At 56.3% G+C, this 14,193-nt stretch carries 14 protein-coding genes and 1 tRNA gene; 1 reads left to right on the top strand and 14 read right to left on the bottom strand.

What is annotated here, in order from left to right; all coding sequences use genetic code 11:
• Positions 1-57: 57 nt before the first annotated feature.
• Positions 58-1,626: a methyl-accepting chemotaxis protein gene (locus AC6I7Z_RS04675; RefSeq protein WP_497813320.1), complete on the top strand. Its 1,569-nt coding sequence runs from the start codon at positions 58-60 to the stop codon at positions 1,624-1,626.
• Positions 1,627-1,730: 104 nt separating this feature from the next.
• On the opposite strand, the gene AC6I7Z_RS04670 is transcribed toward AC6I7Z_RS04675, so the two are convergent.
• The 14 genes from AC6I7Z_RS04670 to proA all read right to left on the bottom strand — a co-directional run bounded on the left by AC6I7Z_RS04670 (position 1,731) and on the right by proA (position 14,186).
• Complete coding sequence (locus tag AC6I7Z_RS04670; protein WP_497813319.1) at positions 1,731-2,726, bottom strand: glycosyltransferase family 2 protein; 996 nt, start codon at positions 2,724-2,726, stop codon at positions 1,731-1,733.
• 16 nt (positions 2,727-2,742) lie between these two features.
• The gene (locus AC6I7Z_RS04665; protein ID WP_497813318.1) at positions 2,743-4,032 is read right to left on the bottom strand and encodes an oligosaccharide flippase family protein; all 1,290 of its coding nucleotides are present in this window, start codon (positions 4,030-4,032) and stop codon (positions 2,743-2,745) included.
• A 2-nt stretch (positions 4,033-4,034) separates the two neighbouring features.
• Positions 4,035-5,024 (bottom strand): glycosyltransferase family 2 protein, encoded by a 990-nt coding sequence (locus AC6I7Z_RS04660; RefSeq protein ID WP_497813317.1) that lies wholly within the window; start codon positions 5,022-5,024, stop codon positions 4,035-4,037.
• Between the two features lie 717 nt (positions 5,025-5,741).
• Positions 5,742-6,131 carry an acyl-CoA thioesterase gene (locus AC6I7Z_RS04655; RefSeq protein WP_497813316.1) on the bottom strand — a complete coding sequence of 130 codons (390 nt, stop codon included), beginning with the start codon at positions 6,129-6,131 and terminating at the stop codon, positions 5,742-5,744.
• Positions 6,132-6,261: 130 nt separating this feature from the next.
• Complete coding sequence (locus AC6I7Z_RS04650; protein WP_497813315.1) at positions 6,262-7,269, bottom strand: alpha/beta hydrolase; 1,008 nt, start codon at positions 7,267-7,269, stop codon at positions 6,262-6,264.
• A gap of 352 nt (positions 7,270-7,621) precedes the next feature.
• A tRNA-Thr gene (locus AC6I7Z_RS04645) sits at positions 7,622-7,697 on the bottom strand.
• A gap of 191 nt (positions 7,698-7,888) precedes the next feature.
• Positions 7,889-9,637 carry a putative phage tail protein gene (locus AC6I7Z_RS04640; RefSeq protein ID WP_497813314.1) on the bottom strand — a complete coding sequence of 583 codons (1,749 nt, stop codon included), beginning with the start codon at positions 9,635-9,637 and terminating at the stop codon, positions 7,889-7,891.
• Between the two features lie 42 nt (positions 9,638-9,679).
• Positions 9,680-9,805, bottom strand: coding sequence for a hypothetical protein (locus tag AC6I7Z_RS04635; RefSeq protein ID WP_275043380.1), 126 nt, complete (start codon positions 9,803-9,805; stop codon positions 9,680-9,682).
• 28 nt (positions 9,806-9,833) lie between these two features.
• On the bottom strand, positions 9,834-10,127 hold the full coding sequence (locus AC6I7Z_RS04630; RefSeq protein ID WP_048785587.1) for a hypothetical protein: 294 nt from the start codon (positions 10,125-10,127) through the stop codon (positions 9,834-9,836).
• The gene (locus AC6I7Z_RS04625) at positions 10,124-10,471 is read right to left on the bottom strand and encodes a DUF7940 domain-containing protein (protein ID WP_497813313.1); all 348 of its coding nucleotides are present in this window, start codon (positions 10,469-10,471) and stop codon (positions 10,124-10,126) included. The genes AC6I7Z_RS04630 and AC6I7Z_RS04625 overlap by 4 nt, the downstream gene beginning before the upstream one ends.
• A complete protein-coding gene (locus AC6I7Z_RS04620) occupies positions 10,468-10,935 on the bottom strand; it encodes a hypothetical protein (RefSeq protein WP_497813312.1) in 468 nt (155 codons plus the stop codon). Before AC6I7Z_RS04620 ends, AC6I7Z_RS04625 begins: the two co-directional genes overlap by 4 nt.
• A 201-nt stretch (positions 10,936-11,136) precedes the next feature.
• The gene (locus AC6I7Z_RS04615) at positions 11,137-11,415 is read right to left on the bottom strand and encodes a transcriptional antitermination N peptide (protein WP_497813311.1); all 279 of its coding nucleotides are present in this window, start codon (positions 11,413-11,415) and stop codon (positions 11,137-11,139) included.
• 424 nt (positions 11,416-11,839) lie between these two features.
• Positions 11,840-12,571, bottom strand: coding sequence for an XRE family transcriptional regulator (locus AC6I7Z_RS04610; protein WP_048785591.1), 732 nt, complete (start codon positions 12,569-12,571; stop codon positions 11,840-11,842).
• A gap of 361 nt (positions 12,572-12,932) precedes the next feature.
• A complete protein-coding gene (proA, locus tag AC6I7Z_RS04605) occupies positions 12,933-14,186 on the bottom strand; it encodes a glutamate-5-semialdehyde dehydrogenase (protein ID WP_497813310.1) in 1,254 nt (417 codons plus the stop codon).
• Between the last annotated feature and the right edge of the window lie 7 nt (positions 14,187-14,193).

Raw genomic sequence — 14,193 nt, 5'->3', positions numbered from 1 at the left:
GTTAAAAAACTTAACTATTGCAGCAGCAACATTCGATGTCATCGCGGGAGAACAGAGATGTGGAATTTAAAAAATATGAAGGTCGGCGCCCGGCTCGGCGTCGCCTTCGGTATTGTGGTGGTGCTGATGGTGATCATCGGCGTCACCACCGTTAGCAAAATTCAGAGTATTAACAACGGCATTTCCGCTATCGTCGACGACCGCTATGTCAAAGTGCGCCTCGCCTTCGACGTGCGCGACGGCGTAAACGATCAGATTAAATACCTGCGCGGCCTGGTGATCGACACCGCGCATCCCGACCGAAACCTCAAGCGTTACGGCCAGCTGGATGAAGCGACCCAGCGCACCAATACCGCGATGAACCGCATTGCCGCCATTCAGGTTACCGCCGTCGGCAAAAAGAAAATTCAGGGGCTGATTGAGGCGGGCCAGCAGTTTGAAACCGCGAAAAACGCGCTGATTGCGCTGATCAAAGCCGGGGATTTTGAAAGTGCGAGCGTCTACGCGCTGAAAACCATGACGCCGAGCCAGAACGCCTTCCTTGAGGGCGCGGAGAAATTCGCCAACTCGCAGGATTCACAGCTGCGCGGCGAAGGTCAGAGCATTGTCAGCGCCGCCAGCACGGCGATTATGATTACGCTGATCTGCGCCGCGCTGGCGATCCTCGCCTCCATCCTGCTGGGCGTTTATCTGACGCGCTCCATTGTGCGTCCGTTGACCGAAGCGGTCGGCGTCGCCGAACGCGTCGCCGCCGGCGATCTAAGCTCGAAAATCACCATCGACAGCCGCGATGAAACCGGCGTGCTGATGCGCGCGCTGCAGCAGATGAACGACAACCTGCTGAGCATTGTGACCGAAGTGCGCACCGGCTCCGACACCATCGCCGTCGCCTCAAATCAGATCTCCAGCGGCAACCTGGATCTCTCTACCCGCACCGAGCAGCAGGCCAGCTCGCTGGAGGAGACCGCTTCGGCGATGGAGCAGATGACCTCTACCGTGAAGCACAACGCCGACAACGCGCGCGAAGCCAATCAGCTGGTGGCGAGCACCTCGGCGGTGGCGCGCGAAGGCGGCGTGGTGATGGAACAGGTGATTGAGAAGATGGAGGCGATTGCGCTCTCGTCGAAGAAGATCGTCGATATTATCAGCGTCATCGACTCTATCGCCTTCCAGACCAACATCCTGTCGCTCAACGCCGCCGTCGAAGCGGCGCGCGCGGGCGAACAGGGACGCGGATTCGCCGTGGTGGCGAGCGAAGTGCGCAATCTGGCGCAGCGCTCGGCGTCAGCGGCGAAAGAGATCAAACTGCTGATTGAAGATTCGGTGGCCAAAGTAGAGGAAGGCAGCAAGCTGGTTTCCCATGCCGGCTCAACCATCGGCGAGGTGGTCAACAGCGTGAAAAGCGTGGCCGGCATTATGAGTGAAATCACTATTGCCAGCAGCGAGCAGAGCACCGGCATCAGCGAGATCAATATGGCGATTACCCAGATGGAAGCGGTAACGCAGCAGAACGCCGCGCTGGTGCAGGAAGCTTCTGCCGCGTCGCAGGCGCTGCAGGATCAGGCAGAGCGCATGGCGCAGGCGATGAGCGTGTTTAAAACCGGCGCGCTGCGTCCGGCGCAGTAAGCCGTTCAGCATCGGGCGACCCGAAAGGGCCGCCCGATGTGATTAGCGCGGGTAAACCACAGAAACGTTAAACCTGGTCGTGTGTAGCGGATGAAACACATCCATTAAAATGCACGCGCCTTATAGAGGGCGTAAAGACAGTAGTAAGCCGCAAAGCTGTTGAAATTCATAATAATATATTTCAGCTTTTCATTGCGGTTCAGCAGAATAAAAATCCCTTTCGAATATTTGCCGCGCTTGATCTCGTTAATTTCGCGCGAGATTTCATTGTGCGTAAAGGAGTCGTGGTACATCGACGTCACAATCTGCATATCCAGCGCCAGCACCCGTTTCGACACCCCTTTGAGGAAGTAGTCGAGATCGCGATGCGTGTATTTACTCATAATGGTGTCGTAAAGCCCGGTCAGAAACTGCTTGCGCTCCTTGAGCTCGTTGTACTGCACGCGCTTTTTTGACAACGAATCCATCACGTTTTCGTAGTGATAGGCGGCGCTGTCGATCACCAGACAGTTGCTGATGTTGTAGAAATATTTGAGGTTGAACAGCAGATCTTCGCTCATGGAGATCCCCTCGAGGAAATAGAGATTGTTCACCTCAATCACCCGCCGGCTGTAGCACTTGTTGTGCAGATAGCCGATATTGTCGCTCATCTCCAGCTCGCCCAGCAGATAAGGCATCTCCTGCGCCGCAAAATAGCCATATTTGTGAATGCTGCCGATGCGATCGTCCACCAGGTTGCCGACGATTAAATCCACCGGCCGGCCGTGGCTGTTATCCAGCGACTGCTGAAAGCTGGCGAGGAAAGACTCTTCTACCCAGTCGTCAGCGTCGAGGAAAATAATAAAATCCCCTTGCGCCTGCTTCAGCGCGCGATTGCGCGCGGCGCTGACGCCGCCGTTAGGCTGGTTGATAACGCGGATCGTCGGCTGATAGCTAAACTCCTCCAGCAGCGCGGCGGTGCCGTCGGTGCTGCCGTCATTAACCACGATCACTTCATAATCATCGCAGGTTTGCTGCAGCACACTGATCAAGGTTCTTCTCAGTGTTTTTTGCGCATTCCACGCGGGAATAATAATGCTGAACTTTGGTGCTGGAATCATTTTTCATTCCTCTTAACTATCTGAGGGTCTTGGCGTCGTTTAATAAAAACCATATTTTTTTGGGACTGAAAAAAGAGCGATGAATAGTGAACATCGGTTGAGCGGCAAAAAAGTAATTCAGCAGCGTAAAAGAGAGCAGCTCGGTCAAAATCACGCTAAAGGCAGCGCCGGTTAGCCCATAGAGCGGCACCAGCACGGCGGAAGAAACCAGACAAATCAGCAGCACGAAAAAGGTTTTTTTCACCAGATAGGCGTAGCCGTTGTACTTGATAATAAAGCGATCCATAACGCTGCTCAGCAGGCCGAACATCGCGCCCAGGCAGAGCCAGACCGTAGGCGCGACCGCATCCTGGTAGGCCGGGCCGTAAAAGTAGTGAATAAAGGGCGGCGCCAGCAGCGCCACGGCGGCAATGACCAGCGCCGACACGCCGACCACCAGCAGATGCAGCTGCTGAATTTTGACGATGGCGCGTTTAGGATTGCGCTCCGAGAAAAAGGCCGGATAAAACGACGCCAGCAGCGCATTGGGCAAAAAGACCCAGGCGCCGGAAAGGGTTAAGGCCACGGAAAATACGCCCGCCTCTTTTACGCCGAGAAAATAGCTGACGCTGAACTGGTTAAGGCGCGTATAGAGCGCCACGGCGATCACCGAGAAGATCAGCGTGCCGCCGGAGGCCAGCATATAGCGCGAATAGGCTTTCAGCTGTTTACGGTTGGGCCTGCGCAGCGCGCCTTCGTAGCGGCGGAACAGCGCCAGCTTAATCACAAAGGGAATAAAGGTCGCCAGCACGATCGGCAGCGCCAGCCAGGCGGGATCGAGTCCCCAGCTGGAGATAACGAAGCGTATCGTCAAACTTATGGTTAAGCCGATGACGTTGGCGATAACGTTCAGCTTCGCATTCAGCATCGCCTCGTTAAATACGTTCACCAGATCGATGGCGGAAAAGAGACAGGCGATGGCCGCGGCGACAATAAAGATCTGCGCCTGCGAACTCATCTCCTCATGCATGATCGCCATCCCGACCGACGCCAGCGCCAGGTAGAGCGTGACGATCAGCACCGAGGCGGAGATCATCAGCCTGATACCGGACGCTTTATTCTGCGACAGCCGTTTCAGCAGGATGACATCGCTGCCCATATAGGCCACGGTCTGCAAAAACTGAAACACCAGCAGCGAAATGGAAATAATGCCGAAGGTGGTCGGCCCGACATATTTCGCCACATAAGAGGTGACGAAAATCAGGCCGAAGACCGCGATGATCTTTTCGGCGATCATCCACATCGAGTTCTTCAGTTTATCTTTCATGGTTATCCTTCGCGCCCCACGCTTTGCGCCAGCTTGCGCAGCTGCGAAACCAGACGCGGCGAGCAGAAAAAGAGCGTGAAGTAGAGACTCCAGCCGTTAACGATGACGCCGGAAGAGAGATAGGCTTTAAACGCCTTGCGATAGCGCCGGATATGGTCGTTGATAAAGGCGGGGTTAAATTCGCCGGAGGCGATGGCCTTATATAAATAGGCGGATGAGACTTTCAGCAGCAGGAAATAGAAAAACTTATCGTTGCTGCGCGACAGCAGCCGCTGCATTTCGCTAAAGGAACGGGCGAAGGAGAAATGCTTTTCGCGCACCGACGAGCGCGTCGCCGAGTTCTCTGATTCGACGTAGTGATAAATCACGCTGTTGATGCAGATAACCCGCTGCGTGCTGAGCAGGCTGAGATACTGCATCACAAACAGCAGATCCTCGAAATTGGCGATCTGTTCGTTAAAGCGCAGCTGGTGCGCGCGGATCAGCTCGCCGTTAAACAGTTTGTCGCAGATGCCGTGGCGCGGATGAAAATAGAGCAGATCGTTGACCGCGTCGCTGGCGCTGAGCACGCGCCGCGCCTGGGACGGAAAGGCGCGCGCAATCGGCTGCCCCTGCGGCGTGAAATGCTGCGACTCGCCGACAATCAGGCCGACCTCGTCATTCATCAGCGCCAGGCAAAGGCTCAACGCGTCGGCGGGCAGAGAATCATCCGCATCGACGAAGCGCAAATAGGCGCCGCGCGAAGCGGCAATGCCGGCGTTGCGCGCCGACGAAACGCCGCCGTTGCGCTGGGTGATAATACGTACCTGCGGATGGTCGCTCCAGCTCTCCAGTATCAGCGGCGAACTGTCGGTTGAACCGTCGTCCACCAGAATCAGCTCGACGCGCGGCGCCCGCTGCGCCAGCACGCTTTCAACGCAGCGAATAATCGAGTTTTCGGCATTATAGACCGGCACAATTACGCTAATTAGCGGGTTGTTAAGCGTCACCATAGATCCTCTGGAAAAGTTTTTACCTCCGCGCTAAAAAGCACGGCAATAACCGAAATAAAGTTTTAGTGCCGGGTTCACGTCAGCGTTTTTGTTTTTATCCCGGATAAGTGTTGTGCGACTACAGAAAAAATCAGGATTGAATGAGGAGATATTACGTGGCGCTTTTATTGCGTCAATGGGGCGAACGCGAAACCGGAATTTCCGCACAGATGCTCTGATTATCCATCAGGATTAATGGATAAGCGGGCATTACGCTTATCTGTGAGATCTGTCGCCTCTCCGCACAGGAACCATTAAAAGCCGGAAAACCCTCGAATGAAAATTACGCTTCGTCGATGCCAGCAATCTCTTATTCATTAGGAATTATCCTGGTAGGGAAAAATAAAAATTGCAGTGCTTTCATGGCATCGAAAAATTAAGCGTGTAATCCTGTTAATCGGGCTTAATAATTTTTATTTCTCGAAAGCGTCGCCTTTTATCAGCGGTCAATTATGCTCTCTTAAGGATAATAAGAATATGCATTTAAAGCATAGCGCCAGGTTAAACAACGCTGATGTGAAAAAAACGGGGAAAATGCGGGGAAAAATTAAGGCGCTTAATGTGACGCAGGTCGCGTAAATTTTGCCGGCCGGCCTAAGAATTGAGCGAGGCGTCAGGGCAGAGGAAAACAAGGCGCTGGCGCGGCGAAGGGCGGGCTTCCGCCCTTCACGCAATAAGTTAAAGCGCATTCAGTGCGTTCATTACCGCATCCGGCATGCTGGGCCTGCCGTTGCTGAGACAGGTGCAGACAAAGGTCGCTTCGGCACAGGTGACGCCATCGACTCTGATCTGCTGCACGAAGTTTACCCGGTTGCGCTTGCTGTTTTTTTCCAGCGCGCAGGTTACCTCCAGGCGGTCGCCCTTTTGCAGGCTTTTACGGAAGCGCAGCGAATATTCCAGCACCATATAGAGGCGTCCCTGTTTGAACTCCTCTTCGATGTCGATGCCCAGCGCTTCGCGCATGTAGGCATGGCGCGTCCATTCCATATAAAACGGATAATAGAGGCCGTCGACGATGCCCTGGAAATCGATATGGTTTTCATCAACATCATAGTGTTTTGCAAACATGTCCGTATCCTGCAGTAGTGAGAAAATTAACTGTATGATTTTGCTAATCTAACCTGGCCGCTGGCGGATGCCTTGCTTTTTTTGTACTGCCTTAAAGGAAAAAAAGCCAGGCGTTTCGCCTGGCGCAGCATCAGTTCAGGTGCGTTTTCAGCCCATCGGCCGCCTGGCGCAGCGCAGTACGCACCGCCGGCACGTCGCTCAGCCCGTTCAGCAGGCCGTAGTCGTGGATCAGGCCGTTGTAGCGCGTTACCGTGACGTCGACGCCTGCCGCATCCAGCTTGCGCCCAAAGGCCTCGCCTTCGTCGCGCAGCACGTCAAGCTCGGCGGTCTGAATTAAGGTTGGCGGCAATCCCTGCAGCTGTTCGCGGGTTGCACGCAGCGGCGACGCCAGAATATTGTTACGGTCGGCTGCTTTGGTGGTGTAGTTATCCCAGAACCATTTCATCATGTTGCGCGTCAGGAAATAGCCCTTCTGGAACTGCTGATAGGAGCCGGTATCGAAGCGCGCGTCGGTCACTGGCCACAGCATCACCTCATAGCGAATCGCCGGGGCATGCTGCTGCTTCGCCTGCAGCGCTACCGCCGCCACCATGTTGCCGCCGACGCTGTTACCCGCCAGCGCCAGACGCTTGCCGTCTACGCCAATTTCGGCGCCGTGCTCCGCCACCCAGCGGGTCGCGGCGTAGGCCTGATTGATGGCGACGGGATAGTGCGCTTCCGGCGACAGCGTGTAGTTAACGAAGACCGCGGCGGCGCCCGACTCGACCACCAGGTCGCGCACCAGGCGTTCATGGGTCTGAAAATCCCCTAATACCCAGCCGCCGCCGTGAAAGAACATAAACACCGGCAGCGTGCCCTGCGCCCCTTTGGGCTTAACGATATCTAGTTTTAAAGGCTGGCCGTTCACCTCAATGGTTTTTTCCGTTACCTCGGCCTCCGGCAGCGTCGCTCCCTTTTGCGCGCCGATCAGCACCTCGCGCGCCGCCTGCGGCGAGAGCTGCTCAATAGGTTTCCCGCCGCTGCTGTTCAGCGCGTTCAAAAAAGTCTGTACGTGGCGCTCCGGCTGGGGCGCATCGGCGAAGCTGTTGGCGGACGCGGCGGCCAGCGCCAGCGCTAAAACGGTATGTTTAATGGTCATCGGGTGACTCCTTCAAGTTTTCGCTATTAAATCGCACACTATTTAAATGTATCGCCTTCACGGCGGCGCATTCGGGATGAGGCGAATATATATAGCGCACTACTTAATAGCAAACAATAAATCTTCCAGCCAGGCCTAAATGAAATCAAGCAATTGATATTAAATGAATTTAATTCTTTTAACAGGCACGTAATGTTAAGCGTTCGCATAAAGGATGACAGAAAAGCTAACGACGAGGACAAGCAGGTAAGCGTGAGTTCCTGAAGGAAATTTGACGGGCCTGCGGCTGCCCCAAATCGGTCCCACAAGATGAAGAAAAAGAGAGGGATCGGAGCGACTGGCTTGAAAGGACTGGTGCCGGAAACAGGAGTCGAACCTGCGACCTTCGCATTACGAATGCGCTGCTCTACCAACTGAGCTACACCGGCATAGAGGTGAGAACTACGGGGCATTAAGTTAGAAAAAAGCGTCACTTCCGTCAAGAGCCGCAGCGCGCGGATGCTGCTTTTCTCATCATCTGATAGTGAAACCAGCACGGCAGCCCCCTTCCCTGCGCGCTGACCAGACCAAAAACAAAAAAAAAAAGGCGAGGCCGCAGCCTCGCCAAAAGTGCCTTTCATCAATCGTAATAAGGAACCTTGCGGTCGGTACCATTGATATTGATCAGCACAAAGCCCGAAGGCGTGGTTTTATTTGTCGGCGTACCCGCGGTCGTCGCGAGCGTGACTACGCCTTTCTCGTTGGCGCCGATGCCCGCCACTCCATTGTGCAGGCCAAAGCGCGCCGCCGGCTTCAGCGTCCCCATTTTGGTGGTATCCGTGACCATCGACATATCAGACTGGAACAGCGAGCATGAACCGGTATCGAAGCGCGTCGGGCCGGTACATTTCAGGTTGAACAGGGTGTCCCCACTGTTCGCGGCCAGCTTTACCCAGACTACCGCGTAGGTGGTGCCGACGCGGCTGTAGCGGATATCCAGCACGGCCGGCTGCCCCATATGGTGGGCGTCGGCCCAGACGGTTTCCAGCCGCTGCAGGTTAATCCAGGTTTTACCGGTTCCCACCATATTCACCGGCGAAGCGGCGGTGGTGGATGGCGAAGTGGCGTCGCCTTTGCCGATCATCTCGATGACCCACTGCTGGTTGGCGTTGGGGAAGAAGAACTGACCGAGGCGATACCAGTTATCGGTAGTGGTATTGTTGGTCACCTTATAACCGCTGAAGTACCCTACCCGCAGCGAGCCGGTCATAAAGGTGCCGTGGTTTTCATCACGGCGATAGCCATACTCGAAGGTCGAGAGCCAGCGGCCGCTGGCGGCGTCCTGAGAGATCCTCGCCCCCGACTGCAGGCCGATCTGACGCATCACCACGCGCGCATTGTTCAGATTGAACGGGCTGCCGCAATCCTCGATGTTCAGCGTGTCGATGGTCCAGCCGCCGTCGGAGAGATCGCCCGGATTGCGCGTATGCTCAATCCAGACGTTGCGCAGAATCCCCTGGGTGACGCGCGGCATGTAGAGCGTGGCGTCGCCGTAGCCGGTCTGGAAGTTGGCGTTGCTCAGCTCGATCGCCGTCGAATGGTCCCAGACGCCGCGCGGTGAGTTTGACCAGCCTACATCGAACACGCGCGAATAGGTGTAGAGGGTATAGATCTGGTCGAACTTACTGTCGAGCGTATCCAGCAGCTTGAATACCGTGCCGCCGGTATTCTGCGCGCGGAAGCAGTGAATATTCACCGTTTCCCCCTCGATACAGGTGTTCTCGAAGAACGGCTGTTTGTTGCTCACCATATCGGCGGTGATGGTGCCGGTATTGGCGACGGTGTCGGCGCTCGCCTGACCGTTCCACGCCATGCCGGCGATCACCGTGCGGCGCGCTTTTACCTTAAACACCGGCGTATCGCTCTTATCTGAGATAATGGTGGTGCGCGGCAGCGAGCCCAGCGGCGAGTCGTCGCCGAGCAGACCAAAGAAGGTCGCGTCAGTGGCGCTGAGATCGATCGGCTTGATCAGGAATTTCCCGCCGGGAAAGCGCACGGGCAGCGCGACGCAGTTGGCGTTCCAGGTTTTGGTCCAGTTGTACATGCGCATGAAAGCTTCGGTATCGTCGGCGTAGCCGTCACCTTTCGCCCCGAAGTGCAGCACGTTCAGCTCTGCGGGATCGTTGATGGTGCGCTTCCAGTAGAAGCCGTCGCCTACCGCAATGGTGCCGCCGTCATCTTTGAGCGTGGTGGTGCCGAGATAGCCGACAAAATCGCCGCCGCCGCGGAAGGTGGAATCCTTATCGTAGTAACGATTCAGGCTGGCGACCTGGCCTGCTGCTGCGGGTTTGGTGGTACGCAGTTCGGCAAATGAGTTTACTTCAATCATGGTATCCTCCTCAGGATTTAAGGTACTAAAGCACGTCGTTAATCAGGGTTTGGCCGGATGGCCGCAAAGCCGATCCCACATGTCGTTGTGGGTATTGATGGCGCGAACGGTGCGAACGTCCATGCGCTGCGCGTCGTCGCCGTGGGTGTAAATCGGGGAAAAAAGCACGCAGGCCGAATCGGTAATGGCCGTGGGCTCAGGGTTTGTTGTATTTCGACTGCTGCAGCTTGTCGCGAGCAGCAGCGTCATCAAGATTGCTGTTCTCGGTGCTAACACGGGTCGCCTCCTCGCGATGCTGTTGCTGCTGTTGCGCGACGGCGGCGGTTTGCGCCGCCTCTTTCTGCGCGCTTTTGGTATCGGCTTCGGCCTGCTGCTGTACCTTGCCGATCTTTTTGCCGCCGAAGTAGCTGGCGCCCAGCGCGGCGATCAGCGCGCCGATGACGGCGAGCCAGTGCCAGCCGCCGCTAAGCAGTGCGGTAAACAGGCTCATGGTTTTTTCGCCTCCAGCTGCTGCTTCTGCTGCACCAGATTCTTCTGCCGCACAAACTGCGCGATGACGCCCATCGCCACCATAAAGGCGCCAATCAGGCCGAGGTAGTTGTGGGGCAGAATCGATTTCACGTCTTCCGGCAGGGTGTTCCAGGCGTCCACTGAGGCGGCGGGAAAAGATTGCACCCAGGCGCTGAGCATCGACCCGAGCGACGCCAGCCAGACCGACCAGGTTTTAAACAGCAGGCGCGCATGCGCCACAAACTCCAGCGTGGTAAAGCGCTGCATGATCAGCAGCACGATCACCACCATCAGCACGGCGATGATAAAAAAGAGCCATCTCATAGCAGCCCCCTGTAGACGTCGTAGGTGCCGCTGCGCATCACTTCGGCATGACGACGGGCGCGTCCCGGCGTCTGACGCGCCCACAGGCTGTTGAGCATGGCGTTGGCGGCGCTGTCGTAATCCTCGGCCGCCACCGCGGTCAGCATGTTTTTAAACAAGGAGAGTCCATCGACGCCGAGCTGATAGGCCATGCTGTAGAGCACATCGCTGCGCGCGTCGTTGCACTTCGCCAGCGCCTGCTGCAGCAGTGGCAGGCCCTGCATCTGCTGGGCTTTGCCTTCGATAATGCACTTCTTCCAGACGTCGCCGACCTGGCGTGGCACGCGAAACACATAGTTATTGAGCGACGCGCCTTTCGGGCCGATGCGTATCCCCCCCGCCACGGTGGGAAACCCCTGCGTGTCGAGATAAGGCGCTTCGACGTAACCCTCTTCAAAATTGAGAATCTCAATAATCTGGCTCATGACCATTCCTCTTTTCCGGGCATGGGAAGACGTTCCCAATGCGACAGCGACAGTTAAATCGCACTGATCAGTGCCAGGGATAACCCCAGCAAAACCACAGGTGAAACCAGCAGCGGATCTAAACAGTGCGTTGAGAATTCCCGTCCAGATAAAACGGGAGAAAAGGTGAGATACAGCGGTACAGGCGGATAGAGAGCAGATTTAGCGCACGGCGTAGAGATGCACATGCGGCAAACAGCAGTTATCGAAACTGGCGGTTTCAGAACGGTTAACAGGCGTCGGAGCAATCGCCCGCTCAACACGCGAGGTCACCGGACGCTGAGCGATGCGCTCGGCGCGACGTAACGGGGGATTTTCGGGTTCGCAGCCCAGCGCCTGATCGATGCTGAGCTTGAGTCGACTGAGCGGCTGGCGCCGCCGATGCCTGCGGGTGCGGGCATTACCTACAAAGACGCTTTTGCCATAGTGTATTATCGCCATAACTCCTCCTGTGAATGAGTCTTTGGCGATGGGGTGGCAGGCATGGGTTTTCGGCAAGCCGAACCGTCCCGGATGTCGCGTTTTCCGCTCACGACGCAATGCCCCGGCTGTAATAACAGCCAGGCTAAGCGCGAGTTGGGAGAAAAAGGCGGCATCTGACGACGCTGCATGTGCGCATCCACCCCATCCCAAAGTTCACTGACTTTGGATGGTTTGATTCGCGCTTGTGCAGCGCCTCGATTGTTTAAGAGCGGCTCACTCCGTGAGAGAAGGGCTTCGTTGGTCCACGCTCAAATTATTAACCTGTTCTTATGCTTTATCAAACACCAACAGTTAATTTTTTATTTACCATTGGTTAAATTTTTGAATTCTGCTGAATTATTTTTTTTCAGCAGGTTGCCGCTGAACAGAATTTAGCCAGCGGTTAACCCAGCAGCTGATAGTGCCGCGCCTGGCTCAGGATCACCTTGGCCATCACCTGCATGCTATCGACATCCTCCCGATTGAGATACCAGGTTTCATAACGCTTATTATCTGAAATAACAGCAATTTTCTTATGCTGAAGCTGCAAGCGCTTGAGGTAGAGCTGGTTGTCGAGGGTAAAAATATAGATGCCGTCCCCGTCGAAAAACTTCACGCTAATGTCCACAAACAGCTGATCGCGCGGCGCGAAGGTTTCCACCATCGAATCGCTGTTGATCGCTATCAAACGAATATTTTCCGCCGGCCGACCGTTGAACAGCACGCGCGCCTCATCCACGCCATATTCAATGGCATGAATGGTCTCAACAAACTCATCGCGCGCGTGCAGCCCCGAAGCTGACTTCTGCCCAATATCGAGGCTTTCGATACGGAAGACGTTGCGCTGCGCCTTCAGGCTGTCGATCGACAGCGATTCGGCGGGCTTTTCCATCCCATACTGCAGCCATTCAACCCGTACGCCCAGCAGGCGGCTTAGCGCCAGCAAATTATTATCATCAGGCACGGACTGCGCGTTAAACCACTTCCACACGCCCGGCGTCGATATTTTGCACCCCAGCTGCTGTAACGCTTTGGCAACCTGTTTATTACGTCCATGTCCGACAATTCCCGCACTTTCGCACGCGGCAATCAGCCTGGCAGTAAAAGCTTGTCTCGTACTCTCTTTTTTAACCATTAGTTAATAATCTGCCATAGAGGAGATACTGGATGTTATTTTCATTATTGCTACCAGTTCATTTTATATTACCGTCCGTTTGCTACCCAATTGCTTTTGTAAAGCAACGCTAATTATCATTATCCTCCTCATGCTCTGGGCAACCAGTCTCGATCGCGCCGCGCCCCGTTGCGGCGCGGCTTTCAGGAATGTTCCGTAGAAAAACGGGCAAAAAACAGACAGCCACTTTGTCGAAAAAAAAGTGGCGTCCGGAGGCGTCGAAAGTCGCACCTGAAAACTCCAAAATTAACTGGATCGAAAAACAGGGATTAAAAAAAAGGGCGCCCGCTCTGGACACCCTTTTTGTTAAATAAAGTCGCAATCAGGGGCGCAGCGTATCGTCGCCCCACGCCACCCATTTGTAGGTCGTTAGCGCCTCCAGCCCCATCGGGCCGCGCGCATGCAGCTTTTGCGTGCTCACCGCCACTTCCGCGCCGAGACCAAACTGGCCGCCGTCGGTGAAACGCGTGCTGGCGTTGACATACACCGCCGAGGAGTCGACCTGTTTCACAAAGCGGCTAGCGTTCTGCGTGCTGCGCGTCAGGATGGCGTCGGAATGCTGGGTGCCGTGCGTGCGGATATGGTCGATAGCCTCGTCCATGCCATCCACCAGCTTCACGTTAAGATCGAGCGACAGCCACTCATCGTCGTAGTCGCCCTGCCTGACGGGCGTCACGCTGGCCGGGCTATCCTGCAGCCGCGCCAGCAGATTTTCATCGGCGTGCAGCGGGATCCCCTCCTGCGCCATACGCGCCGTAAACGCCGGCAGGAAACGGTCGGCGGCGGCGCGGTGGATCAGCAGGGTTTCCAGCGAGTTGCAGGCGCTGGGCCGCTGTTTTTTCGCGTTGACGATCACCTCCAGCGCCGGCGCGACCTCCATGGTTTCATCGAGATAGATATGGCAGACGCCGATGCCGCCGGTGATCACCGGAATGGTGGAGTTTTCGCGGCACAGCTTGTGCAGGCCGGCGCCGCCGCGCGGGATCAGCATATCGACGTAGCGATCGAGCTTCAGCAGCTGATTCACCAGTTCGCGATCCGGATTTTCAATCGCCTGCACCGCCGCCGCCGGCAGCCCAAACGCCTGCAGCGCGTTCTGGATCACGCGCACCGTGGCGGCGTTGGTGCGGAACGTCTCTTTTCCGCCGCGCAGAATCGACGCGTTGCCGGTTTTCAGGCACAGGCTGGCGACATCCACCGTGACGTTGGGGCGCGCTTCGTAGATCACTCCGACCACGCCGAGCGGAACGCGGCGACGCTCGATGCGCAGTCCGCTGTCGAGCAGGCCGCCGTCGATCAGCTGGCCGACCGGATCGGCGAGCTGGCACACCTTGCGCACGTCGTCGGCGATGGCGCTCAGGCGCTGCGGGTTGAGCATCAGGCGATCGAGCAGCGCGGCGCTCATGCCGCTGGCGCGCGCGTCGGCAAGATCCTGCTCGTTGGCCGCCAGAATCGCCTCGCGTTCCGCGTCGAGACGATCGGCGATCGCCAGCAGCACCTGGTTTTTCTCAGCGGTCGACAGATCGGCCAGCTTATATGCGGCGGCGCGCGCCGCTTTTCCCATTTCTTCAAGCATTTGACCG

Source organism: Pantoea sp. X-Soil-MYKO-1289 (assembly GCF_059730625.1).
Note: the sequence above shows the minus strand (reverse complement) of the source record. Positions and strands in the feature narration are given on the sequence as shown.

Coding starts and splice junctions, on each gene's coding strand:
- AC6I7Z_RS04675 (WP_497813320.1), top strand. CDS start 58: ATGTGGAATTTAAAAAATATGAAGGTCGGCGCCCGGCTCGGCGTCGCC.
- AC6I7Z_RS04670 (WP_497813319.1), bottom strand. CDS start 2,726: ATGATTCCAGCACCAAAGTTCAGCATTATTATTCCCGCGTGGAATGCG.
- AC6I7Z_RS04665 (WP_497813318.1), bottom strand. CDS start 4,032: ATGAAAGATAAACTGAAGAACTCGATGTGGATGATCGCCGAAAAGATC.
- AC6I7Z_RS04660 (WP_497813317.1), bottom strand. CDS start 5,024: ATGGTGACGCTTAACAACCCGCTAATTAGCGTAATTGTGCCGGTCTAT.
- AC6I7Z_RS04655 (WP_497813316.1), bottom strand. CDS start 6,131: ATGTTTGCAAAACACTATGATGTTGATGAAAACCATATCGATTTCCAG.
- AC6I7Z_RS04650 (WP_497813315.1), bottom strand. CDS start 7,269: ATGACCATTAAACATACCGTTTTAGCGCTGGCGCTGGCCGCCGCGTCC.
- AC6I7Z_RS04640 (WP_497813314.1), bottom strand. CDS start 9,637: ATGATTGAAGTAAACTCATTTGCCGAACTGCGTACCACCAAACCCGCA.
- AC6I7Z_RS04630 (WP_048785587.1), bottom strand. CDS start 10,127: ATGAGCCTGTTTACCGCACTGCTTAGCGGCGGCTGGCACTGGCTCGCC.
- AC6I7Z_RS04625 (WP_497813313.1), bottom strand. CDS start 10,471: ATGAGATGGCTCTTTTTTATCATCGCCGTGCTGATGGTGGTGATCGTG.
- AC6I7Z_RS04620 (WP_497813312.1), bottom strand. CDS start 10,935: ATGAGCCAGATTATTGAGATTCTCAATTTTGAAGAGGGTTACGTCGAA.
- AC6I7Z_RS04615 (WP_497813311.1), bottom strand. CDS start 11,415: ATGGCGATAATACACTATGGCAAAAGCGTCTTTGTAGGTAATGCCCGC.
- AC6I7Z_RS04610 (WP_048785591.1), bottom strand. CDS start 12,571: ATGGTTAAAAAAGAGAGTACGAGACAAGCTTTTACTGCCAGGCTGATT.
- proA (WP_497813310.1), bottom strand. CDS start 14,186: ATGCTTGAAGAAATGGGAAAAGCGGCGCGCGCCGCCGCATATAAGCTG.